The following is a 24625-nucleotide window of genomic DNA, read 5'->3' on the forward strand; positions in this document are numbered from 1 at the left end:
ACATTACGGAGGTAAATTACCCTCCACAGGAATGCACGATGAATATCTCAGACACGCTGCGCTACCAAACCGGCTTCTCGAATGAATTCGCCAGCGAGGCCTTACCCGGAGCCTTGCCCAAAAACCAGAATTCGCCACAGCAATGTGCTTACGGCCTGTATGCCGAACAGGTGTCTGGCACCGCGTTTACCGCGCCGCGCCATGCCAATCGCCGTTCCTGGCTGTATAGAATACGTCCAGCGTCTATGCATCAGCCCTTTGTGCAAATCGGCAATCGCGGCATGACGAATCAATTTGACGAGGTGCCATCGAGCCCGAATCAATTGCGTTGGGATCCTTTGCCACTGCCGACTGAGCCCGTCGATTTCATAGAATCCTGGTTGACCATGGCCGGTAACGGTTCGGCCGATGCCTTAAGCGGCTGTGCGATCCATCTGTATGCCGCCAACCGCGACATGACGACACGCTTTTTTTATAATGCCGATGCCGAGCTCTTGATCATCCCGCAGCAAGGGCGTTTGCAGATCAAGACCGAGCTTGGCCTGCTGGCGATAGAGCCACAAGAAATCGCCGTAATACCGCGCGGCATACGTTTTCAAGTCACGCTGCCCGATGGTGCGGCACGCGGCTACGTCTGCGAGAATTTTGGCGCCATGCTCAAGCTACCGGATCTGGGCGTGATAGGTTCTAACGGTCTGGCCAATCCGCGTGATTTTCAGATTCCACATGCTTGGTATGAGGATCTCGAGGGCGAGTTTGAACTGATTGCTAAATTTAGCGGTAATCTGTGGCGCGCCAAAATCGGCCATTCACCGCTCGATGTGGTGGCATGGCACGGCAATTTTGCGCCTTACAAATACGATCTACGTCACTTCAACACCATAGGTTCGATCAGCTACGATCATCCTGATCCATCGATTTTTCTGGTGTTGCAGTCGCCCAGCAATACCCCGGGCGTCGATAGCATAGATTTTGTGATCTTCCCACCGCGCTGGCTGGCGGCCGAAAACACCTTCCGCCCACCCTGGTTCCACCGCAATATCGCCAGCGAATTTATGGGCCTGATCCATGGCGAGTATGATGCCAAATCCAAAGGCTTCCGCCCTGGCGGTGCCAGCCTGCATAACTGCATGAGCGGCCACGGGCCGGATGCGCCTACCTTCGAGAAAGCTAGCCAGATCGATACCAGCAAGCCGCAGAAAGTCGATGACACCATGGCCTTCATGATAGAAAGCTGTAACATCCTGAAACCGACCCGGGCCGCAATGGAGTCGCCGCAATTGCAGGCCGACTATTACCAGTGCTGGCAAGGCATCAAGAAAAATTTTAATCCGGAGAAAAAATAAATGAAGCCACAACTCAATGAAACCCATGATGCCAGTTTGCAAAGCTGGGTCGCCTCCGCGAATAGCGGTAATACCGATTTCCCTATACAAAACTTGCCTTATGGCGTGTTCCGGCGTGCCGGCAGCGATGAGCAATTTCGCCTGGGAGTAGCGATCGGTGATCAGATCCTCGATCTGGCAGCGGCGCGCGTGGTGGGGATTTTTACCGGATTGGAAAATAAGGAATTCGATAAGGCCATCCTCGCTGACAAACTCAATGGCTTGATGAATCTGAGTGCAGCAAGCTGGTCGCAATTACGCCTGGCGCTGTCACGCGCCTTGCGCCTAGGTGCTAGCGCGCAAGCTGCCTTGCAACATTGTCTGCTGGCGCAAAGTGAGGCTGAATATGCGCTACCGGCGCAGATCGGCGATTACACCGATTTTTACACCTCTATCCACCATGCGACGGCGATCGGTAAATTATTGCGCCCGGATAATCCGCTGCTGCCGAATTACAAATGGGTGCCGATAGGCTACCATGGCCGCTCTTCGTCGATTGCGGTTTCCGGTCAGGAGTTTCGCCGTCCGCTAGGCCAAACCATGCCGCCTGGCGCTAGCACACCGGTATTTGGTCCGGCCAAGCGCATGGATTATGAAATGGAAATCGGCATCTTCATCGGCAACGGCAATGCGCTCGGTGAAGCTATTTCCATGCAAGAAGCCGAACAACATGTGTTCGGCCTGTGCTTACTCAATGACTGGTCGGCGCGTGATATGCAGGGTTGGGAATACCAGCCTCTAGGCCCTTTCCTGGCGAAGAATTTTGCCTCGACGATTTCGCCCTGGGTCGTGACGATAGAAGCGCTGGTACCGTATCGCAGCGCCTGGAGCCGCGATGCGGCCGACCCGCAGCCTTTGCCGTATCTGGAGTCTAGCGACCTGCGCGACAGCGGTGCCTTCGATATACAGCTGGAAGTTTTATTGCAAACTGCCGCCATGCGTTCAGCCGGCAGCGCGCCTGAGCGTCTGTCCTTGTCGAACTTCCGCCATTCATACTGGACGGTCTCGCAACTACTGACGCACCACACCGTGAATGGCTGCAATCTGCGCGCTGGCGATTTGCTCGGTTCTGGCACCCAATCCGGCCCACAGCCAGAAGAAGCCGGTTCCCTGATGGAGTTGACACAAGGCGGTAAAAAAACCATTACACTGGCCAACGGTGAGCAAAGGCTATACCTGGAAGACGGCGACAGCATCGTGATGCGCGGCTGGGCCAGCAAAGACGGTGCGCCGCGCATAGGTTTTGGTGAAGTGCTCGGTACTTTGCTGCCAGCGCGTCGCGAGTAAGCAGTTAAGCATTTAAGCTCTGCCATATTATTGGTAGAAAATAGTCTGCTAAAAAGGGTTTGAGAACGCTGTTCTCAAACCCTTTTTGTTTTTTTGCCGCGAGCAGGCCCGCTGCGCATACGCCATGCGGCTTTGCGGATAGGCATGCTGGACAGACGCATGCGCTATGCCTGAGCGGGCAGGGTGGCTGGAAACCCGCATGGACTATGCGCAGTGGCGGTGCTGAGGAAAAAATCATATTCGGCGCTATAGAGGTGGTTGATTGCTTTCGCTCGTATGATTGTAAGTGTAGGGCTGTGCCCTATGCTTTTCCACTAACTATTGCGTTCCCAAAACGAAAGCAAATATCAAAAATACGTCTAAGCAAGATAAGTACTGTATATTTTGACACTCTTACAGATTGAACGAAAACGAAAATGCACACCAAAATTTGGTCAAGTAGATTAACGGATTACCAATGCAAGAATGATCGTAATCATGACTATATTTCGACTCGAAAATTCAACTTATTTATAGGCGTAAATAATTCAGGTAAGAGCCGTTTAATCAGGACATTATTTAGCAGCGATAAACGCACATTTGAATATAACGATAATGAAATTTCCAAAAATATCCAAGATTCGATTCTTCCATCGATGTTGGAATATGCCAAAATAATTAACGTAAATCTCAATACAAACGGTGCAATAACCCCCTCTGAAATGTCAATTCTCCTAGGCGGAAAACCTTTAACTCAAGAACAGAGAAGTAGTTTATTTCAAAGATACAATAAAGCACATAATTGGAGTGCTCAGGGAATCGCAAGCAATCTCGGTGTCGATTCTGGTCTGAAAATGAAACTTCAAGACGAAGCAAAAAGCGACAGATATAAGCCTCTTGACGACTTAAACTACCGTCGCGCGCATTTTTACATACCAATATTGCGAGGAATGCGTGCACTCGGTACATCTGACGATTCGTATCAGAAACGAACAATCGATGATTATTTCAGTGATCCCTCTCTTCTCCAAATTCTAGAAGATCCGACTCACAATGATAAAGAGCGCGACAATAAAATCTCCATCGTAACGGGGCTGCATCTATATAAACTATTTACGCAGCACTTACTTGGAAAGCCAGAACAACGTAAAGCAATTGCCGAATACGAAAAGCTTCTAGGAGATGAATTCTTTGAAGGTAAGCAAGTAACCCTTATACCAGCTCATGATAGCGATACGATAGAAATTCAAATTGGAGATGATCCTCAATTTCCAATCTATAACGTCGGCGATGGTTTGCAGCAAATTATTATCATTACCTCAGCCGCTTATTTGAATAAAGAGTCTTCACTTTATTTTATTGAAGAACCAGAACAGTCTCTTCATGCTGGATTAATACGCCAATTAGCATCGTTCTTAATCGAGCATACAAACCATCAGTACTTCATCACCACGCACTCAAATCATTTACTTGATTTAATTGAACATCGCGACCAAATAAGCATCCACAAAGTGAGTAAAATTCGAGAGTCAGAAAAAGTTCAAATCACTGAATATTCAGATACAGACAGATCTTTACTAGATGAACTAGGTGTCAGACCTTCATCCGTGTATCTGGCGAATTGCACTATCTGGGTTGAGGGAATAACCGATCGCCTTTACTTGCATTTTTTTATGAAGGCATACGTAGAAAAACTTGATGACGATGAGCTCCAAAAAAGTAGATATCGCGGTTTTCTCGAAAACTATCACTATGCATTTATTGAGTATCAAGGTGGAAATATCGCACATTGGAACTTTGACGATGATGATGTCGATAACAGTGAGGCAGTTGGCTTATGTGCAATCCGGGCATCTGCCAGCGCATATCTTATTTGTGATGGAGATACAAAACTCAAGTCGAGAACCAAGGAATTAGAGACACAACTTGGAAAAAGGTTTCATATTCTCCCCAGCAAAGAAATAGAGAATATCCTTCCACATGGCGTCATCGTAGAAACGGCAAAATTTACATTTAACAACATGAACAGTGCGACAAAAAAGGATCTTGATTTTTCAAAAATTGCGGGAAAAAAATTAGGATATTTTAATAGCGATCTTGGAATTGGAAGATTGCTCGATGACGCTTTAGGTCTTAAAAAGACGATTCGTAAAGTGTTTGCGGAGGACAGCGGCACAATCAAAAATAAGGTTAAGTTCAGCAATACGGCAATCGAGTATATGTCTAAGAACCCTAACGCTTGGGACATGACTGAGGAAATAAAGGATGTCTGCGAACGAATTTTTTCTCATATCGAGCAGACGAACTAAATGACACCGCCCGAAATTCCGCGCAAAGCGGGTAATGGCATATGTGGTCAATTCTTCTAATTGACCTATCAAAAAGGGTCTGCAAATGAACTGGCCTCATAAAATTACTATGCAGACCCTTTTTGTTTTTTGCCGCGAGCAGGCCCGCTGCGCATACGCCATGCGGCTTTGCGGATAGGCGTGCCGGACAGGCGCATGCGCTATGCCTGAGCGGCCAGGCAGGCTGCAAAGCCGCATGGGATATGCGCAGTGGCGGCATGCGTTTACAATTTTATGCAGACCGATGTGCTTCCATGATGCTTAAGTAGCCTAGGCAGCAGAGTACCGCGATGTTCTTGCTGATAGGGCCGAAAGGATGGATTAAAAATTCCGGCAAGCCTAATGCGATCACCAGGCTGTAGGCCAGCACGCAGACGATCTGTGCTTGCCACAATAAGCGCGAGGCACAGGCTGCCGAGGCCAGCCCCATGAGCAAATCAAATAGGCAGGCCGCGGCCAACATGAGCTCCGCAGATTGGCTTATGCCTATGCGCTGTAGCCATGCCAGGGACAGCGCTTGCGGATAGGCAAACCAGGAGACATACGCGGTCCAGCACCAGATTGCTGCCATGCCCAGGCGGCTTAGCCAATACAGGGTGAGTAATTGGCGCTCGAGATTTTTGCTGTTCATATCGCTAAGTGCGTCTTCATAGTGCGGGTTTAAACACCATCAGGTAATACACGAACATCAGCGCGCAGAAAGCCGGTATCCCTAACCAGAACCAGATTCTAGCTAGTTTGCGATACTCGGCGCTGAGGGGCAGATTGCCTAGATCGGCCACTCTGGCCAAATCGCGCATGCGAATTTGCAGCCACAAGACCGGCAGCCAGCAGGCTCCCGCGAACAGGTAGAGCAGGGTGGCGAGAACTATCCAGCCGCTGAACAAAGGATAGCCGGCCAGATAGGCTAGCGCAAAACCGCTCAGGGCTTGCGTGATTACCGCCGGGGTCGTGAAGATCAGATCGGCCAGCACGGTTTTTTCGTTCACGATGCGTATCGCTCGTACATCGCCACTGCGGTCGGTTATCCACTTAAAGAAAGCGATGCCGATGCCGGTGCCGAATAAGACGGTGGCGCTCAGGATGTGTAGGTATTTGATGCATAGGTATAGGTTCATGCCGGCACCTCGTGCACCTGGTAGGCGCTCAGTGCGGCCAGATAGTCTTCTACCGTCAGTAAGCCCATGCATGGCACCGACTGGCAACCCTGCGCCAGCTGCCAGTTTTTGGGCCAGTGCGATCGCCGCACCGCAGGGGATATGCGGGCCATGGTTTTTGTCGGCGATTAAATGCCAGCTAAGTTGCAAGGCTTTGCCGTCCTGATCCAGGCCTTCCATCCTCACAAACATGCCGCCTTTATCGCTGACGTAGCGCTCCAGATGGCCGCTGATTGCGTGCAAGGGCGGTACTAGCGGCGTCATATTTTTGAGCAGCCCGGCTTTTACCAGACAGGCTGCCGCCCAGACGAACAGGTGACCGATAGGGCTGGCAAAACCGGCGTGAAAACTGACGCTCTGCACGCCCGCATAACGCACCGGAAACAACTCTAAATCGGGCACGTCGCAACTGCCCAAAAGACGGCGGCCGACTGGTGCCGGGAAAGGATATGCCTGTAGATCGAGCCAGCCGTAAGTCGGTTGCCATTGCCCGGCTTGCCAGCGCGTAAACGCTTTGCCGCAATAGCCGAAGACCCCTAGCATGGTGGCCAAGCCAGGCGCGCGCGCTCCCGATCCTATGCCATGCCGGATGAGGTCGAGACGTGAGAAGCGCGGCAGATAACGATCGACCACGGCTGACGAGAGTGCCGGCAGTGAGCTGGCACCGCTAGTGACCAGCACGCCAGCGGCCTGTGCCGCCTTATCGAGCACCCCTATGCCGGCCACAAAGGCGCGACCGTCGGCCAAATCCATGTAGTTGGCCCCCGCTGCAATCGCCGCCTGCGCCACTGTGTAATCCTGGCCCTGAAAAGGTCCGGCGGTATGGATCACGGTGTTCAGCTTGAGCGCACTCAGACGCGCCGCCAGATCGGCTGCATTCGCATCGATCGCGACAGCTTGGCTAGAGTTTAAGCCAAGTTGCGTCGCCAGAGCCTGCGCTTTGCTGGCATCGCGCCCGCCTATCAGCAGGTGAATTTGGGGATTTTCTGCCAGCGCCTGACAGATGCGACTACCGAAAAAACCGTAGCCGCCGAGAACGAGAATGGTATGCATAGGCGGACAGTATACCAAGCTGTGCCTGAAATAAAACCTAGCGTGCTATCGATTTTATATCAGGATAAAACAGAGCTTAGTACTGAATAGCTTCGTAAAAATCGAGATCTGTTTTAGCGCAGACATAGCTCAGCACGCATATTTCATGCGGCTCAAGACAAAACCAGTGCATCAAAATAGAAGGGATTTGCGTGTTAGCTAGCAAGCTAACTTGCTGAACTCAAGCCGCCGGAAGCGGTAAGCGCATGTCCGGTGCTGTGATAAAACTAAGGGGCTTGCGCCCCTTAGTTCTAGCTTATCGCTTTGAGGGCGATGTTTTTGCTGTATCAGCCATTACTTGCGTGGTGGCTTGTTACCAGCGCCATCTGCTTTGAACGGACGTTTTACACCGTCTTTTTTAGCATGTGGTGCCGATTTTTCTAATACACGACGGTCGCCACCGGCTTTTCTCTCGCCAAACGCGGAGGGCGCTGAAGAGAACTTGGCCGGTTTATCGGTATTCACGCTGCCTGCCGCGACCGGGCTGATCTTCAGCTGGCGATTCGCGACCCATACGCCTTTCAGGTGGGTCAGTACTTCTGGCGGCATACCATCGGGCAGTTCCAGCGTAGTGTAATCGTCAAAGATAGCGATCTTACCGATATGTTTGGCTTCCAGGCCGGCTTCATTAGCAATCGCGCCGACGATATTGCTCGGTGTGACGGCGTGCTCGCGACCTACTTCTATGCGATAACTGAGCATAGGAATTTGCACTTTGCCTTTATTTTCCAGACGCTTTTTTTCTGACTTGGCAGGTGCTTCTTCTTCGCTAGGGAAGCGCGTGGCACGCTCGACCACTTTGGTCAGCTTGCTCGCTGCTGCTGCAGGTGCTTTGCTGAAACTCGCTGCGGCCGGTGCTGAACTAGCGCCATCAGCACGAATATTCAGTGCCTGACCGGCTACGCGCACCGATTTCAGATGTTCCATCATGTCTTGTGGCAGACTGTCTGGCAAATCGAGCACGGTGTAATCGTCATAGATATCGATGCGACCGATAAACTTGGAGTCGATATTCGCTTCGTTGGCGATCGCACCGACGATATTGCCAGGTTTCACGCCATGCTCATGTCCGACCGCGATACGGAAGGTGCGCATACCAGGCTCAGCCGTGCGTGGGCTATGCTCACGACGTTGACCGCGCTCTTCACGTTCAGGACGATCACCACGATCAAATCTGTCGCTACGCTCGCCACGAGCCGGACGGTCGCCGCGCTCGGTGCGAGTATTACGTGCCGGTTGCTCATCGCGCCAGCTATCATCACTCTTCACTTCGCGTTTGTTTTTGTCCAGCAGCAAAGGCTCAGAGCCACGTGCCATCTTGGCCAGCGCCGCTGCAATTTCAAACGCCGGGACATTTTTTTCGCGCTCGTAATCTTCGATGATCGCCAGGAATTGCTCGAGTTCACCTTGCGCCAGAGTCTCGGTAATCTGATCCTTGAAACGCGCGATACGTACGTCATTAACGGCCTGGATGGTCGGCAATTCCAATGGGGAAATCGGCTGACGGGTAGCGCGTTCGATGGCTTTCAACAGATTTTTTTCACGCGGAGTGATGAACAAAATCGCTTCACCGCTACGACCGGCACGGCCGGTACGACCGATACGGTGGGTATAGCTTTCCGGATCATGCGGTACATCGTAGTTGACCACGTGGCTGATACGCTCCACATCCAGACCGCGGGCAGCGACGTCGGTGGCGACCAGGATATCGATCTTGCCGTCTTTCAGTTGCTGGATAGTGCGTTCACGCTGTTGCTGCTGAATGTCGCCGTTAATTGCTGCAACTGAGAAGCCTCTTGCCGAGAGTTTGCCGGCCAGCTCTTCGGTGCCGAGCTTGGTGCGGGCAAAAATGATCATGCCGTCAAAATTTTCAGCTTCCAGAATACGCGTCAACGCATCGAGCTTGTGCATGCCGGACACTAACCAGTAACGCTGACGAATATTGTCCGCCGTGCCGGTTTTAGCCGCGACCGTGATTTCAGCCGGTTTTTTCAGGTAAGTCTGGGCGATGCGCTTGATCGCGGACGGCATAGTGGCTGAGAACAAGGCCACCTGACGGGTTTCCGGCGTATCTTTCAAGATGCGCTCTACGTCATCGATAAAACCCATGCGTAGCATTTCATCGGCTTCGTCCAGCACCAGAGTTTTCAGTTTCGACAGATCGAGCGAACCTTTGTCCAGATGATCGATCACGCGACCTGGTGTACCGACCACCACATGCACGCCACGGCGTAAGGCCGACAACTGCGGACCATAGCTCTGGCCGCCGTAAATTGGCAACACGTGAAAACCAGGAATATGCTTAGCATAAGTTTGAAAAGCTTCGGCCACCTGGATCGCCAGTTCACGCGTTGGTGCTAACACCAGCGCTTGCGGTGTCGTCTGGCGGATGTCGATACGCGACAAAATCGGCAGAGCAAACGCAGCCGTTTTACCGGTACCAGTTTGGGCTTGACCGAGTACATCTCGGTTTTCCAGCAAGATAGGAATAGTAGCCGCCTGGATAGGCGATGGGGATTCGTAACCGACATCTTTCAGGGCGCGGATGAGCGGCTCGCTGAGATTAAGATCGGTAAATAGGGGATTGGTTTCAGACATGGCGACACTCACAGATTCGCTCAAATCGCAGGATGCGACAGGATATATAGCGCGTAGTTTACACTCACATAGCAAATATAGGGAGTGAAATGCGTTTTTAGGGGCATTTTTACGGGCGTTTTGCGATCTTGCCTATACAATGGCGGCTTGAATCGAGGCACTTTTTGGACTTATACAAAACCACTTTTTCGCTGTTGTACTCGCATTGCCGGACTAAAGTAAGTCTGCGGCGGTGGGTCTAGCGGGAACAATTTTGCGTAAGTCCTCACTTTAAAACGTTTGCGTCGCGTCGCGAACCTAAGCATTAAGAAAAGAATAAGATGAATAAATCCGAAGCCATACAGATCGCCAACGAATCCATGCGTAGCAATCTCCTTAACGACAGCAATACCCAGTTTTCCAACGTGGTGCGCTACGTAAATGACGAGGGTTGGTGGTTAAACATCCCTCTGGCGAATTTTCGCAAAGACACGCATTTTTTGATCTGCAGCGAAAAAGCCAAAATAATCCGTCATCTGACGATAAAAGCGAACAACATCCTTAGCCCCGCGACCAAATTCAGGGTCAAAGATGGAGTCGCCGATATTTTTATTTCGGCGGCTAATCCCAAAAAATTGGTGGATGTTTTGCAAGGCGGCAGCAAATATAGTTTTCATAAGCATCTGGTTGACGAACACCGGTTTTGATCGCTAGCACTGGGCCAATTGTTTTTTACAGCTTAAATCGACAGTGGCAAATCCAGGGTAAATCGCGTGCCGGAGCCGACTTCACTATGCACGCTGATCTTGCCGTTCAGGATGGACGTAATGATGTTGTAGCAGATATTCAGGCCCAGACCGCTGCCGCCCTGGCCTAGCTTAGTGGTGAAAAATGGATCAAAAATACGCGTCAGATTTTCGGTCGGGATACCGCTGCCATCATCGGAAAACTCTAGCAGTACTCGCTTGCCATCGACAGTGTTGGCTTTGATCAGCATATTCCCGACTTGATCGTTTTCAAAAGCATGCAAAATAGAATTTTCGATCAGATTGGTAATCACTTGGCCCAGAGAACCGGGATAACTGTCCATGGTGATATTGCCTGCCAGTTCCATGCGTATGGCATGCCCGGCGTGACTGATACGAATATTTAAAGTGGCGACAATATCTCGCAATACCTGCTGCAAATTAAAACTGCGACGTTGCTCCGAGGTGCGGTCGACCGCCACCTGTTTGAAGCTGCTGATCAGCGTAGCAGCGCTGGTCAGGCCGCGCATCATGATGTCGGCGGAATTCTTAACCTCTTCGCAATAAGCAGTCAGTTCGGAGCGGCGCAGACTTTGTTCGCCCAGCTTATTAATGAGAATTTTGCTATTGTCTTGCACCGTGCTTGCCACTAGCAGGCAATTGCCTATCGGTGTATTTAGTTCGTGCGCGACACCCGCTACCAGCGAGCCTAGCGCTGCCAGTTTTTCTTGGCCTACTAAAAAGGCCTGGGTTTGCTTCAGGCGCAGATAGGCGTCGGCATTGCTCAGTGCAATCGCACCATAGGCGCACAGTGAACGAAAAATCATGCGCTCGCTGTCGCCATAGGCATGTTCTCTAGACGACTGTATGGTCATCACGCCCAACACTTTGTCTGCGATGATCAGGGGCGCAAACAACATGCTTAAGACCCGCTCGGTACCTGGTATCAAACTTGGAATCTCGTCGTCAGAAGCAAATTCGGTCAAGATTTCTCGTCGTTCGGCGATGCATTGCGCGGATTTTGTCGTGCGGTCTGACAGTTGGATGATATCGGGCTCAATCGGTACACCGTTCTCAACGCCAAAAGCTGAACTCATACTCTGCTGATCGGCGTCCATCAGGTAAATCACAAAGGCAGTGACATGCAACAAACCCTGCACATGCCGATTGATCGTCTGAAATACCGCATCCGCATCCAGACTGGCGGTAATCTCCTGACCGATATCACCGAGCAGCGTCAAAATCGCGCTGGATTTTTGCAACACCTCGGCTCTATCGGCTTCGGCATTGGCCAATTGACGTAAGTGTTCGGCTTCGGCTCGCATGCGTTCGGTATGATTACTCAGTTGCACTGCAGTGGCCCGGTTGGCCGCCTCTTGCGTATGAATTTTTTCGCGCGCAGCGATGGCCTGACGACTTAATCTGAAGGCTCTTTGATAGTTACCAACGGCCGCTTGCGCATCGGCGATCTCTTCGAGTAAGCCGCTAGGAACGCTATAGCCGCGAATTGCCTTGGTGACTTCTAGCGCCAACAGTAAATAATGTAAGTTGGCACTTGCCGCTGTTATCGTTGGCGGTTTTGGCAAATTATGCTGGTTATAAATGGTTGCCAACACCCGCAATACATCAATTTTTCTGATGTTGTCGTCTTTTTCCATGGTCAGTTGCAGAGCTTCAGCGGCTACCTGCAATGCCTCTTGTGGCCGGCCTAGCTTCGACAGGGCATGGGCACGGCCACGCCGCGCTCCAATTTTATAATCAACTTGCTTACTTTGATCGGAGCGCTCTTGCAACTCACTAAAACAGTCAAACGCGGCAAAATACTCACCCTGATCGAGTAAAAGGTCACCCAGATAACGCAATGCCATCAAATGCTGACGCGAATCACGCATAGAGGCCACCAGCGGCAGAGCCTCATCAAGCATCTCTTTGGCGGCGTCTAAACGGCCTAATTTTCTGAGCGTTTCAGCCATTTGTGTCAGGCAATTGCCGATACTGACAGGCCAGGCGGTGGATCTGGCGAGATCTATACTACGTTGCATCCATTGCAGGGCAGACTGATGGTCATTGAGGTTATTAAAAGAATCGCCGATATTGCTGCCTAGGCTAATCGCTTTAGAAATCTGGCCACTCTGCAATGCAAACTCATAGGCCTGCAAACCATACGCGGCCGCCTGCGCAAAATTACCGGAAGTGGACGCACCGTAAAACAAGAATTCATTGGCGCAACATGCTATCCCTGGCGAAAAATCATTCGCCAATACCTGAAAATGTAATTGCCAGCGCTCCAGCGCCAAAGGTAGATTCTGATAGGTAGTCTGAATCGCCTGAAAGGCTTGCACGGCAATTTCTCTTGCGCCATCCTGACAGCTTAGTGCCAGCTCAGCTGCCAGCGCCAATTCAGACTCTACAATGGCTGGCACACCCTGGCGTAATCCCACCATTGCCAGCAGATAATGCGCATCCAGACAGCCTTGTTGTGCGGCAATACCGTCGAGACCCTGAAACTCCGATAAGGCCGTCTTCGCCATGTCTTGCGCTTCGTGTAAGCCTGAATACAGCAACTTGGCCTCGGCCCTTACCAATCGCAGGCGCGCACTATACAGCGTATCTTCATCGGCAGAGAGCAAAGCCGGCGCTAGCGCCAAGATCAGAATTTCTGCCTCAGTCGTTAAGGCTAACGCCCGTGCAGTATCCCTTTGGCGTAAATGCCATGCCAAATACAGCAATGTGCTCAGACGAGCTTTTTGCTGCAAGCCAGGCAGCGCCGCTTCCGATTGCGCTACTTCGTCATTGGTAACGAATATATCCATCGCTAGTACAGGGCTGCCTCTGGGTTAGGGAATCCGACTGAATTAAGACTAAGGCAATGTCGCCCAGCGTCCTTGTTCGCCTTGGCGTACTGACATACTGTCTTGGGCGGTACGCCTAGCGGGAACAATTTTGCGTTAGTCCTATAATTAATTGAAATAATTTTCCTGCGAAATAATACACGAATCAAAGCCTCTACTTCAATTTGTTAAATTTAAGTAACTATTCATCATTTCGACAGTCTCTGCCAGTCTTGGAGAATAAGTATATTTAAGGGAGTATTTAAAAGTGCGCATACGCTATATGCGCATTTCACCGTATTTAAGTCATACCCCTAGGGAGTATTCATTAAAAACCACGCGCTCCCTGGAGCCCGCCCGTGTGGATCGCCACCACTCTTTCGCCGCGTTGAAATTTCCCAGCCGCAAGCAATTGATGTAAAGCATAAAACATTTTTCCGGTGTAGACCGGTTCTAGCGAAAGTCCTGTCTCGGCCGTCAACTCCAGACAGAATTGGCGTAAGGCAGGCGGTGCTTTGGCATAACCGCCATGATGGAAATCGCACAATAATTCGTAATTTGACTGCGCTGGATAAGCGGCGCGGCACAACAATCCGGCAATTTCCGCATGTAAATACTCAGCATTTTTGATCGCCGCCACACCCAGTACCCGGCCACGTCCCTGCATCCCCGCCAGTATGCCGGCCAAGGTGGCACCGGTACCGCAGGCTACCAGTACCGTATCGGGAACTAGCCCTAATTGACTTACGATCTCGGTGACCAGTTCGGCCACTCCCGGCAAGGCCGCCGGATCGCTACCACCTTCTGGCAACCAGACATGCTGCGGCGTCGGCGCTGTCACATACTGCCGCCATGCACCAGGAACATCGCGCAACTGCCGATAGCTGTCGCGCGATACAAACTGTAGCTGCATGCCTAGTGCCAGGCAATCCTCGAGCGTCGCGGTGATCTGGCCTTGACCCTGAGCATAGCCACGCACCAGGGCTAGCGCAGGATAACCCGCCAATTTAGCTGCATGGGCAGTAGCATGCAGGTGATTCGACCAGGCGCCACCCATGGTCACCAAAGTGGGTGAAGAGTCTTGCAAAGCGAGTAGCGGGTATTTTAGTTTGCGAAATTTATTGCCCGAGACCATAGGATGCAAGAGATCATCACGCTTCACCCACAACTGTATTCCAGGGAAAAAGCGGCTTTTTAGCACTTGCAGTGGGGAATAATCTTGAATATCCTGAAATAATTGCATGAAAGCTTGCTCAATGACACTCAAATGGTAGAGTAGACATTTTAGCGCTAATCGCCCCCTCCAAAGGAGACCAGCATGCCTCGACATACCAAGCAATTGGTTCCCTTCGCCCAACAGCAGCTGACGCTGGCTATCGCTCAGCTGAAACAAGGCGGCCCGCGTGAAGAGATTTTGCCCATGCTGGAGACGGTATTGTCGCAATTGCAGACGCTGGCAACGCACGACTCTTTGACTGGCGCGCTGAATCGACGCGCCTTGCTGGCCAAGTTGGAGTTCGAACTAGAGCGCTCTTTGCGCACCGGCCACAGCTTTAGCTTTGCCGTCATCAGCATAGATAATTTACCTGAGATCATGGAGCAATTTGGTCAGGACGCGACCAAGCACATCTTACAAATGGTGACGGTAGAGGCAAACGGCTTGCTGCGTACTCTGGACTCTTTCGGCAGAATTGCCGCCACCGAATTTGCCATCGTGATGCCCACCACCTGGCTCGATCAAAGCATCAAGGCAATCACGCGCATGCAAGCGCGCCTTGCTAGCGTTGATTGGAGCGACACCATACCGGGCAGTAGTGTCAGTTTTTGTACCGGACTCACCACCAATTCGCCTGGTGATAGCGCAGCAAAAATGCTGGAACGCGCCACACGCGCATTGGCAAACGCTAAAGCAAAAGGTCCCGGTGAGACTGCGCAAATTGAGGCTGATTTGCCTAACTACGATGCAAACGCTAGCGAATAATATTTCGCAGCTCCCTATTGTGCGATGCCAGTGAGCAAGTATTTTATGGATAAATAGTCATATCTACTTGATACACTTTTTTTATAGACAAGCTGAGGCAATTTTGCCAAACTAGCACTCTCCTTTTGAATTCCCCATCGCCTCATGCTGAGTAATCATTTCTCGACGTTCTCATTTTGCCCGAAGGCAAACCAGGCATGAGTCAATCAAGCAGGTCGCTATGCCAAACCTTACGCATCACGGTAGATGATTTAAGAGTGGGCATGTTTGTTTCAGAATTGGATAGACCATGGACCCAGACACCGTTCATGCTGCAAGGATTTTTATTGACAGAAGTATTGGATTTGCAGTCACTGCAGGCCATGGTCAAAGAAGTCGTCATCGATCCGCTGCGTAGCAATCCCAAATCTTTACTGCATCTGCATTGGGAATCACTGCATTTACCTGCAGATCTGGAAAGCGCAGCAGATGCGGGCTTCGTGCCAGAAGCCAGAGTAATTACGTCCATTGTGCCGTCCTTCAAACAAGTCAAACTGTGGCAAAGAATCTCCAGTTGGCGTCAGAGTTTAAAGACGACGTCGAAACCGTTTTTTCTGAAAAAAAAATCGGCTCGCACTAGTCAAGCGGAGGCAAAAAAAAGAGCCGGATCGCTGCTGCAACCCAAACCCTATTATTTACGTTACGACTCGTCACCAAGCAACGCAACTGGCGATAGCGTGAAGCCAAAAAAAACCGGTCGCTCATCCAGATTTCAAGCATCCTCGACCAAAGAATTTAGTCAGGTGCTGCAATCCCTGTATCCACGTGATGCGATGTTTGCCAAGTTAGACTGGTTAGAGCATTGGAAGAACTGGCAAGAGCAACGTGCGAAAAATAGGCTGTTTGTGCGCGGTCAAAATATACGCAAGCAAATATTTCGTTCGAAAAAACGCGCGTATATCCCCAAAACCATGCATTTGGTCATATACAAAGATCAGTCGACTTTGCAGCAGGAGCTAGGGTATGCCCGTTCTGCAATAGAAAAAGCCGATTCCCTACTGAAAAAATTATCCGAAGAAATTACCAGCGATCGCAACGTCGCACTGGTTGAAGTTGCCCCGACGGTAGAATTGCTGACTGAGAGCGTGATCTCCAACCCCTCGGCGCTGATGTGGTTATTACGCATGCGCTCAGAAAACTCGGAGACCTATGCGCACGGCCTAAAGGTCGCTATCTACATGATGACATTAGGGCGTCAACTTGGGTTCACCCGGCAACAACTGACAGAATTGGGCTTTATCGGTTTATTGCTCGATATCGGTAAATTAGAGCTACCCGAAAATTTGTGGAGTAAACCCGACAAACTCACAGAAGACGAACATAGTCTGATGCAAACCCATGTGGATGCAGCAGTTGATATGCTAGAAGTCGATCAGGCACTCAATCATCATATTTTACTCGGCATTAGCGAGCATCATGAACGCCTCGATGGTAGTGGCTATCCCCAGGGAATTTCGGGAGCAGGGATTAGCCTGTTTGGGCGTATTTCCGCGATCGCCGATAGTTTTGCCGCCATGACTTCAGAGCGCCCGTACGACGTCACGCGCTCATCGTTCGACGCCATGAAAGAATTATTCAAAGAAGCCGGTACCAAATTACATGAACCACTGGTGGAAGAATTTGTTCAGGCTATCGGTGTTTTCCCGGTAGGCAGCATGATAGAGCTCTCCTCAGGCGAGGTTGCTATTGTGCTCGAACATAATAAAGTGAGGCGACTAGAACCGAAGGTATTGCTGTTGACCGCAGCGGATAAAAGCATACTGGAAAAACCTGAGTTGTGTGATCTGATGCGACAAAAAATAGATGCAGAGCATCGACAAAAAAAAATTCTCCGTGGTTTGCCTGACGGCGCTTACGGTTTAGTTTATCGCGATTTTTATCGAGCCTGATGATGCCTATGCCCTCTACCTCCGTCAGCTGTGAAATCGCCACTCTGAATGTGTTTATTACCGCACTTGAGGATGAGATACGAAACGCCAGCAATACCGCATCAGTAGCGGTATTAGTTTTATCACTGCGCCGTAGCGACCGGATTGCGGCCTTATTGATGAGTGACTACGCGCAGCAAACGCAGCAGGAATTTTTAGCCCAGATACAGCCGCTATTACGCGCCAAAGATAAATATGTCTTCGTCAATGAAGATGAATGCTGGTTTATGCTGCCGCAGTTGGCGTCTGAAGCCTTAGCCATACTCGCCGTACATCGCTTGCTCAATGCCTTAAACACGCCCTTCAAGATTGATACGCAAACCGTATTTTTTAATCCCACGGTAGGGATCGCCTGTGCTCCCATGCACGGACTCTCCGCCATGGCAATACTGCGCGCTGCCGATGCGGCACAAAAAAACGCCCGTAGAGATAACCACAAATTTCTCTTGGCTGAGTCGCAGCAAGATCGTGGCAACTTGCCGCAAGATTTACTCAGTGCTTTAGAAGATGTATTAGACAGTAATCGCCTGGAAATGCGCTATCAGCCCAAGGTGGATGTGCGCAGCAAAACCGTGGTATCGGTCGAAGCTTTAGTGCGCTGGCCAGCCGATCATGCGCTTTCGGTGGCGACCACGGTCTTGATTGATACCGCAGAGCGTTGCGGACTCATAGAATTGCTTACCATGCGGGTCTTCAATCAGGTACTGGCACAACACATGGCATGGCGCGATTCAGGAATGAACATGCTGGTCTGGGTAAATCTCTCGGCCCATTTGCTCAGCCATGAGCAATTACCGAAAATCCTGGAACGTGCGCTGAGCATCTGGAATGTGCCAGCAAATTGTATCGGCTTGGAAATCACCGAAAGTGCATTAATACACGATATTGAGCACACCACCAATTTGCTGTTTGAGCTGAAAGCTCTGGGTTTTCATTTGTCCATCGACGATTTCGGCACCGGTTATTCTTCTCTGACTTATTTGCGGCGCTTCCCTATCGATGAATTGAAAATCGACAGGATGTTTATTCATGGCATGACCGAGTCCAGCGCGGATAAGCAAATCGTCCAGAGTATCATCGGTCTGGGTCATAATTTTGGGCTGCCCGTGGTGGCCGAAGGAGTGGAGGAGGCGCATACTTTGGCGGCGCTGGAAAGCATGGGATGCGATCAGATTCAGGGCTATTTTTTCGCTAAACCTATGTTAGGCGAGGCGCTGATAGACTGGTGCCGGGATTTTCATGGCAAGTAATGAACTGAATGCGTTTTTTCGTTGAGACCAATCCCGCGTTGATGAATGCGCCGATGTTTACCCTTTAGAAAGTCGCCATGCTGCAGAATTCCCCAAGTAAACCACGCGCTCTGCGTATCGGTCTGATCGCCAATCGTTCGCATCAAGATGCGCCAAATTCGGCCTTAGTACAATTGCTGCGCGGATCACGCGATGCGATTGCCCACTTGCAGCCAGAATGGATCGTGGTGGGGCGGACCTTAGACGCCATCATTGCACATGATCTGCTTGCGGTCTGCGGCCAACATCAGCGCTTCCCGTATGGACGCGAAGGCGGTTTGATGAAGCTAGTGGCAAGAGTGGTAGATAGCGATCCGCTGCGTGCAGTCGATGCGGTGATTTACCTGATCGATCCGGTCGATCCTTCTTCGGTGTTCCCGGAAGCACAAGCATTAAAACGCCAATGCGTGATTCACAAAAAACCTTTCTTATCGACACTGGCCAGTGCCCGCGAATGGCTAGATTTAGAAGCCATTGCCATCGGTGCCACCCCCAACGCCGCATTAGAATCTGGCTACGCCTTGGCAAATGAAGGCATCGCCTTGATCGCCCATGATGCGATGAAAGAGCGCATGCTGGCTATCGCTGAGAAACACTTTGTTTTGCTAGATCAATTTGCCCACCGCTACGCTACTGGCACCACCGGCGGCTTACTCAATCAGCTGGCACAAAAAATCAAGGGCGAACAAGCGGGACGTAATTGGGTGCAGCCGTTTATGTCTGGGCCTTTGGGCGGCGATGCACAAATCGCCGAATTGGTACTCGACCGAAAAATTCGTCGCATTTTGTTTTTAGAAGATCCGCATGTGGCACGCCAGCATGAGGCCGATATACAGTTACTCGAACGCGCTGCCCGCACCGTCAGCGATTTCGCCCAAGTGGTGAGCGAAACCGGCGGTGCCGAGCGCTGGCTGGAACTAATCTCCAAACGCATGGCATTCGCTTCCTGAAGCAGAGAATAAACAGCGCCCCGATAAATCGAGGCACTGGTTTTTCAGCGTAGGCAGCTTAGGCAGCAGCCATCACAGGATCTTGCGGCTTGGCCGACAGACGTTTTAATCTATCGACCGTACTCTCCGCGCTAGTATCTGCCTGGCTGACCGATTTTCTGATGGCATCAATTTCAGCCGCCTGATCCAAAGGTTTTTGACCTATATCGGCCACGATACGCATGCCCGCTGCTTCATTGCTGACCGTTTGCGCACGTCTGGTCAAGGCGTTCAAGGCGCTCGATTGTCCTTTTAAACCAGACAAACTACTGAGCTGACTCTGGCGCTCTACTCGCAATTCTTGCAAGTCTTTTTGTGCCCTGGCCGAGGCCAGATTTTGCATGGCTTTTTTAGCCGTCGCATCAAACTCGGCTAATTGCTGCGACAAAGCATCGACGATTTTTTGCAACTCGCCCATGTATTCCTGAGCGTCAGCTTGCTCTTGTACTTCTAGCGGCAATCTGGATTTATTCGCTTCCAGTTCGTCACAGAACAAGCTCACTGTGGCTTCTGAAATTTTACCGGCGGCGAGTCTGTCGGCCAAAGTGCCAGTCGCTTTTTCGTCATTCTCTATCAGGGCACGCAGCTTGATCACATCGGCCTGCTCTTTGTCGAAAGAAGCGCGCGCGCTGGCCAATTTTTGCGCGGTTTCACGCAAGGTATCGGCCAGCCGGTCGCGATCGGCCTCAGTCGCGGTTTCTGGATCAAAATTGGCGATGGCTTCTGATACCTTGTCGCCGAGCACACCGAAGTGTTTGCTGATCAAGCGTGCTGTCAAACCCCAACCGTTCAAATTGCTCATGGTAAATCCTCTCGTCTAGGTGAAAAATCGCTATACATCTGGCATCAACTATCGATGCCATCCGCAGCCTCGCACTGCATGGATAAATCGGCATCAACTCTGTACAATCCATGCACTTGACGCTGTATGCATGATTTTGCATAGACACAGCATAATGAGCAAAAAGACAAAAATCATCGGTAATAAAAAAGGAAATTCACCATGACACGCAGATACTCGGACATGAATCAGCATGACGCGCTGTATAAAGTGGCGCGCGCCTATCCGGGCGGACTAGAGGCATTGGCACTCCGCATGCAAATTTCGGTCAACGTTTTACGCAATAAATTGGCACCCGGCATAGAGACCCACTACCCCTCGTTTGAAGAACTCTCGATGATCGTAGAACATTGCCATCAGGCCGGCGTTAAGGATGCCTTGTTGCCATTGCATGCACTGCTGGGACGGCATGGCATGGCGGCTTTCCGGGTGCCGGAGCCGGATCAAATTAGTAAAGACGATTTGTCGCAAACCGTGTGCCGTGTAATGAGCCAGGTCGGCAGCGTGGCCGAGGCAGTGTCGGATGCCTTGATGGATGGTGTGATCACCGTGGCCGAGGCAGATCTGATAGAAAAAGAATTTCTCGGTGCCTTGACCGCATTGGGCGAATGGCGCGCCCGCATCCGCATCCATCACTTAGGCGAAGACGAAGAGTAAACCGGTAAGCCGGTCAGCAAGATCGCTGAGCCTGCTTTACAATGAGGGCCATGAGCGCGCTCTCATGGCTCACCCGGCGCGCATAAAATCACTTTAGCGCATCATGCCAAAACCTGCCGTTGCCCCCCATCCTCAGCCAAGCTCGCTGGCGGATTTATTTATCTCTTTCACCTTACTGGCGCTACAAGGTTTTGGCGGCGTACTGGCGATAGTCCAACGCGAACTGGTAGAGAAAAAACGCTGGTTGACGAAAGAAGAATTCATAGAAGACTGGGCCGTTGCGCAAATCATGCCCGGCCCGAATGTGGTCAATCTATCGATGATGATAGGCAGCCGTTACTTCGGTTTGCCGGGCGCGCTGGCCGCACTGGCGGGCATGCTGAGCCTGCCCCTGTTAATCGTCTTACTGGTGGCCTTGCTGTATGCCCAGGTCGCCACCCATCCCGGCGTGGCAGGCGCATTGCGTGGCATGAGTGCCGTGACTGCCGGCATGATCATTGCCACCGCCCTCAAACTGGCACCCGCCCTCAACCGCAATCCCTTAGGCTGGCGCAGCTGCTTAGTGTTTAGTGCACTGTGTTTCGTCAGCATAGGCTGGTTGCGGATTCCGCTGGTGTATGTGCTGATCAGTTTAGGCGGCGCGGCCTGCTATCTGGCGTACCGAAAGCTAGACGCATGAGCGCGGCGGCCAGCAGCTTGCAGGTGGCGCAGCAACTTAGTCTGCAATGGCAGGATTGGCTCAATCTTTTAACGCACTACATGATGCTCTCGCTACTGTCTATCGGTGGCGCAATTTCTACCCTGCCCGACATGCACCGCTATCTGGTCGATCAACAGCACTGGCTGACTGACGCGCAATTTAATTCTTCGGTGGCGATTGCTCAGGCGGCACCTGGCCCGAATGTCTTATTCGTCGCCTTGATGGGCTGGAACGTCGGCCTCAACACCGGTAGCATCTGGGCCGGTCTACTAGGTGTGATGACCACCATGGGCGGCATCCTCATCCCCAGCACCACGCTGACCTTTATAGCGGCGCGCTGGGGCCACCAAAACCGCGAACTGCGCGCGGTACGCGCTTTCAAACTCGGCATGGCGCCTATCGTCATCGGGCTGTTACTGGCGACCGGCTGGATCATGGCAAGCGCGCATCAAACGCTCAGCCAGGACTGGCCGATCTGGCTACTCACCGCAACTTGCGCAGTGCTGGTCTGGCGCACCAAAATGCATTTGCTGTGGTTGCTGGCGGCCGGTGCCGCGCTGGGCTGGTTCGGCTGGATTTAGTGCTCGACTGAGCGAATAAATTTTTCAGCACCCTGCCAGCGCGCATATCCCATGCGGGTTTGCGGGCATGCCGGGCTGCAGACCGCATGGGATATGCGCGCTAGGGCATGGCTTTCCGGCGTCTAGTACTGATTCTGCTACACCGAGTCTGCCATCGCTACCAGGTGGTCGATAAAGACCCTGACCTTCAGAGCCAGGTGTTTGCCTGGTTGGTACACCGCATAGGCGGCACCAGTGTAGGGTTCTTTCAATTCCCACTCAGGCAAGATCTGTTGCACCGTTCCATCGCGTAGCGCTGCCTGCGCGGTAAAGTCGGGTAGCAAACCGATACCGCCATCAGCCAGTACCGCGGCCAGAATCGCACTGCTATTGTTGATGGTGATGCGGGTCGGTACTTTTATTTTCACTTCTTGTGCGGCACGCTGTAATGTCCAATGGTCTCTAAATCTGGCGTATCCGAGATAGATGCATTGATGTTCTGGCAGCGCTTCCGGCCGATCCGGGCTACCGTTTTTTGCCAGGTAGTTGGGCGAAGCTACTAAAATATACCGCAAAGAACACAGTGGGCGCGCTGCCAGACCCGGGGCTAAATCGCGCGCAATACGTATCGCCAGATCGACTCCTTCGTCGATCAGATCAACGGTGCGGTCTACCAGTGTCAGCTGTATATCTACCTCAGGGTAAAGGGCAAGAAAACCCGGTAGTTTTGGTGCCAGCCAGACTTGTCCAAACACGATAGGTGCGGTGACTTGTATCACGCCATTTGGGCGCGCGCTGTAACTACCTGCCAATGCATGGATTTCGCGCGCTGTACTCAGCATGCGGGTACAGCCTTGGTGTACTTGCTGACCAAGTTCAGTTAAGGCAATCGAACGCGTGGTGCGTTGCAATAGACGCCCGCCCATATGCGTTTCTAAACGCGAGACGTGGCGACTTACCGCCGAAGTAGTCAGGCCAAGATGGCGCGCCGCCGCCGAAAAACCAGCACTGTCTACGACCTGCGCAAAGATCGCCATTTCCTTAAGCATTTCCATCAAGTGCTCCTATTGTTGCGTTCAAATCAATAATCTATTGCATTTTAAGCGGATTGTGGCGATATGCAATTGCGATGATACTTGTCGTTAGCGATAACGCTGGTGGCAACACAGAATATTGGAAAAAAGATGAAAACAAATTTCAGCAGGCAGTTGAGTGATCACGCCATCCCGCAACGTCAACTAGGCACGCAAGGACTTTGCGTCTCGGCGCTAGGTTTGGGCTGCATGGGGATGAGCGACGATGCCTATGGTGTGGCAAATCCGACCGAAGCGATTGCCACCATCCATAGGGCGCTGGAGTTAGGCGTCACTTTGTTTGATACGGCCGAGCAATATGGCCCCTATGAGAACGAATTGTTGCTGGCACGCGCACTAAAAGGACGACGCCAACAAGTCGTGCTGGCGACTAAATTTGGTTTCCGGATCGAGGATGGTGTGACGACCGGCGTGAATAGCCATCCTCAGCATATCCGGCAAGCAGTGGAAGGCTCTTTGCGTCGTTTAGGGACGGACTATATTGATCTGTTATACCAACATAGGATAGACCCCCTGGTGCCGATAGAAGACGTAGTCGGTGTCATGGCAGATCTGGTGCGCGAGGGCAAGGTGCGATTTTTAGGCTTGTCCGAAGCCGGCGTAGCGAATATACGCAGAGCGCATGCGGTCCACCCTATCAGTGCGGTGCAAAGCGAATTCTCCTTGTGGGAACGCAATCTGGAAGCGGATGTGTTACCCGTCCTGCGCGAGCTGGGCATAGGTCTGGTAGCTTTTGGCCCGCTGGGACGCGGTTTTTTAAGCGGCACTGCAAAACGCGCCGAAGCATATCCAGAAACCGATTTTCGGCATCTCGATCCGCGTTTGCAAGCGGGTAATTTTGATCTGAACATGCAAGCGGCAAGTGTAGTCCAGCGTATCGCACAGAGTAAACAACTGAGCTCAGGTCAAATTGCCTTAGCTTGGGTCTTGCATCAAGGTGAAGATATCGTCGCTATTCCCGGCACAAAACGACGCGCATTTTTGGAGCAAAACATGCAGTCACTGGAAATTAAATTGGATACTAGCGAGCTTGCAGCATTGCGCCAGGCATTAGCGCAAGTGGCAGGTCAGCGTTATAACCAGGAACGTATGGCCATGGTAGACCGATAGTTTTCTTGCTGGTAGTTCGTCAAAATTCCAATCCA

General features: G+C 51.5%; 19 protein-coding genes. 12 read left to right on the forward strand and 7 right to left on the reverse strand.

The window, feature by feature from the left end; all coding sequences use genetic code 11:
- Positions 1 to 38: 38 nt before the first annotated feature.
- The 3 genes from hmgA (at position 39) to ACO0K8_RS21630 (ending at position 4960) form a co-directional block, all read left to right on the forward strand.
- Entirely contained in the window at positions 39 to 1346 is a 1308-nt protein-coding gene (gene hmgA, locus ACO0K8_RS21620; RefSeq protein WP_422948728.1) for a homogentisate 1,2-dioxygenase, read from the forward strand.
- Positions 1347 to 2672, forward strand: a complete 1326-nt coding sequence (gene fahA, locus ACO0K8_RS21625) for a fumarylacetoacetase (protein WP_422948729.1) — start codon at positions 1347 to 1349, stop codon at positions 2670 to 2672.
- 416 nt (positions 2673 to 3088) lie between these two features.
- Complete coding sequence (locus ACO0K8_RS21630) at positions 3089 to 4960, forward strand: ATP-dependent nuclease (protein WP_422948730.1); 1872 nt, start codon at positions 3089 to 3091, stop codon at positions 4958 to 4960.
- Between the two features lie 271 nt (positions 4961 to 5231).
- On the opposite strand, the gene ACO0K8_RS21635 is transcribed toward ACO0K8_RS21630, so the two are convergent.
- The 3 genes from ACO0K8_RS21635 to ACO0K8_RS21645 form a co-directional block, all read right to left on the reverse strand.
- The gene (locus ACO0K8_RS21635; protein WP_422948731.1) at positions 5232 to 5630 is read right to left on the reverse strand and encodes a DoxX-like family protein; all 399 of its coding nucleotides are present in this window, start codon (positions 5628 to 5630) and stop codon (positions 5232 to 5234) included.
- A gap of 16 nt (positions 5631 to 5646) precedes the next feature.
- On the reverse strand, positions 5647 to 7209 hold the full coding sequence (locus tag ACO0K8_RS21640) for a DUF2269 family protein (protein ID WP_422948732.1): 1563 nt from the start codon (positions 7207 to 7209) through the stop codon (positions 5647 to 5649).
- Positions 7210 to 7542: 333 nt separating this feature from the next.
- Positions 7543 to 9846, reverse strand: coding sequence for a DEAD/DEAH box helicase (locus ACO0K8_RS21645; protein WP_422948733.1), 2304 nt, complete (start codon positions 9844 to 9846; stop codon positions 7543 to 7545).
- Positions 9847 to 10166: 320 nt separating this feature from the next.
- Here ACO0K8_RS21645 and ACO0K8_RS21650 point away from each other — a divergent pair, with 320 nt between their 5' ends.
- A complete protein-coding gene (locus tag ACO0K8_RS21650; protein WP_422948734.1) occupies positions 10167 to 10532 on the forward strand; it encodes a hypothetical protein in 366 nt (121 codons plus the stop codon).
- A gap of 32 nt (positions 10533 to 10564) precedes the next feature.
- Here ACO0K8_RS21650 and ACO0K8_RS21655 read toward each other — a convergent pair whose 3' ends face one another.
- Together ACO0K8_RS21655 and ACO0K8_RS21660 are read right to left on the reverse strand one after the other, a co-directional pair.
- Positions 10565 to 13384: a tetratricopeptide repeat-containing sensor histidine kinase gene (locus ACO0K8_RS21655; RefSeq protein ID WP_422948735.1), complete on the reverse strand. Its 2820-nt coding sequence runs from the start codon at positions 13382 to 13384 to the stop codon at positions 10565 to 10567.
- A gap of 346 nt (positions 13385 to 13730) precedes the next feature.
- Positions 13731 to 14645 carry a 1-aminocyclopropane-1-carboxylate deaminase/D-cysteine desulfhydrase gene (locus ACO0K8_RS21660; protein WP_422948736.1) on the reverse strand — a complete coding sequence of 305 codons (915 nt, stop codon included), beginning with the start codon at positions 14643 to 14645 and terminating at the stop codon, positions 13731 to 13733.
- A 75-nt stretch (positions 14646 to 14720) separates the two neighbouring features.
- On the opposite strand from ACO0K8_RS21660, the gene ACO0K8_RS21665 reads away from it, so the two are divergent.
- From ACO0K8_RS21665 to ACO0K8_RS21680, 4 genes are all read left to right on the forward strand, one after another.
- Positions 14721 to 15383: a GGDEF domain-containing protein gene (locus tag ACO0K8_RS21665; RefSeq protein ID WP_422948737.1), complete on the forward strand. Its 663-nt coding sequence runs from the start codon at positions 14721 to 14723 to the stop codon at positions 15381 to 15383.
- 197 nt (positions 15384 to 15580) lie between these two features.
- Entirely contained in the window at positions 15581 to 17311 is a 1731-nt protein-coding gene (locus ACO0K8_RS21670; RefSeq protein WP_422948738.1) for an HD-GYP domain-containing protein, read from the forward strand.
- A 2-nt stretch (positions 17312 to 17313) separates the two neighbouring features.
- Entirely contained in the window at positions 17314 to 18600 is a 1287-nt protein-coding gene (locus tag ACO0K8_RS21675; RefSeq protein ID WP_422948739.1) for a putative bifunctional diguanylate cyclase/phosphodiesterase, read from the forward strand.
- Between the two features lie 77 nt (positions 18601 to 18677).
- Positions 18678 to 19589 carry a methylglyoxal synthase gene (locus ACO0K8_RS21680; RefSeq protein WP_422948740.1) on the forward strand — a complete coding sequence of 304 codons (912 nt, stop codon included), beginning with the start codon at positions 18678 to 18680 and terminating at the stop codon, positions 19587 to 19589.
- Positions 19590 to 19647: 58 nt separating this feature from the next.
- Here the strand turns inward: ACO0K8_RS21680 and ACO0K8_RS21685 are convergent, their stop codons facing one another.
- Positions 19648 to 20430, reverse strand: coding sequence for a hypothetical protein (locus ACO0K8_RS21685; RefSeq protein ID WP_422948741.1), 783 nt, complete (start codon positions 20428 to 20430; stop codon positions 19648 to 19650).
- A 201-nt stretch (positions 20431 to 20631) separates the two neighbouring features.
- Between ACO0K8_RS21685 and ACO0K8_RS21690 the strand changes: the two genes are divergently transcribed.
- The 3 genes from ACO0K8_RS21690 to ACO0K8_RS21700 all read left to right on the forward strand — a co-directional run bounded on the left by ACO0K8_RS21690 (position 20632) and on the right by ACO0K8_RS21700 (position 22407).
- Positions 20632 to 21126 carry a phage regulatory CII family protein gene (locus ACO0K8_RS21690; protein WP_295749606.1) on the forward strand — a complete coding sequence of 165 codons (495 nt, stop codon included), beginning with the start codon at positions 20632 to 20634 and terminating at the stop codon, positions 21124 to 21126.
- A 103-nt stretch (positions 21127 to 21229) separates the two neighbouring features.
- Positions 21230 to 21805: a chromate transporter gene (locus ACO0K8_RS21695; RefSeq protein WP_422948742.1), complete on the forward strand. Its 576-nt coding sequence runs from the start codon at positions 21230 to 21232 to the stop codon at positions 21803 to 21805.
- Positions 21802 to 22407 (forward strand): chromate transporter, encoded by a 606-nt coding sequence (locus tag ACO0K8_RS21700; RefSeq protein WP_422948743.1) that lies wholly within the window; start codon positions 21802 to 21804, stop codon positions 22405 to 22407. The genes ACO0K8_RS21695 and ACO0K8_RS21700 overlap by 4 nt, the downstream gene beginning before the upstream one ends.
- A gap of 137 nt (positions 22408 to 22544) precedes the next feature.
- Here the strand turns inward: ACO0K8_RS21700 and ACO0K8_RS21705 are convergent, their stop codons facing one another.
- Positions 22545 to 23441 (reverse strand): LysR family transcriptional regulator, encoded by an 897-nt coding sequence (locus ACO0K8_RS21705; RefSeq protein WP_422948744.1) that lies wholly within the window; start codon positions 23439 to 23441, stop codon positions 22545 to 22547.
- 129 nt (positions 23442 to 23570) lie between these two features.
- Between ACO0K8_RS21705 and ACO0K8_RS21710 the strand changes: the two genes are divergently transcribed.
- Complete coding sequence (locus ACO0K8_RS21710) at positions 23571 to 24590, forward strand: aldo/keto reductase (RefSeq protein WP_422948745.1); 1020 nt, start codon at positions 23571 to 23573, stop codon at positions 24588 to 24590.
- Positions 24591 to 24625: the final 35 nt, after the last annotated feature.

It is taken from the genome of Undibacterium sp. Ren11W, assembly GCF_049340485.1.
GTDB lineage: Bacteria > Pseudomonadota > Gammaproteobacteria > Burkholderiales > Burkholderiaceae_D > Undibacterium.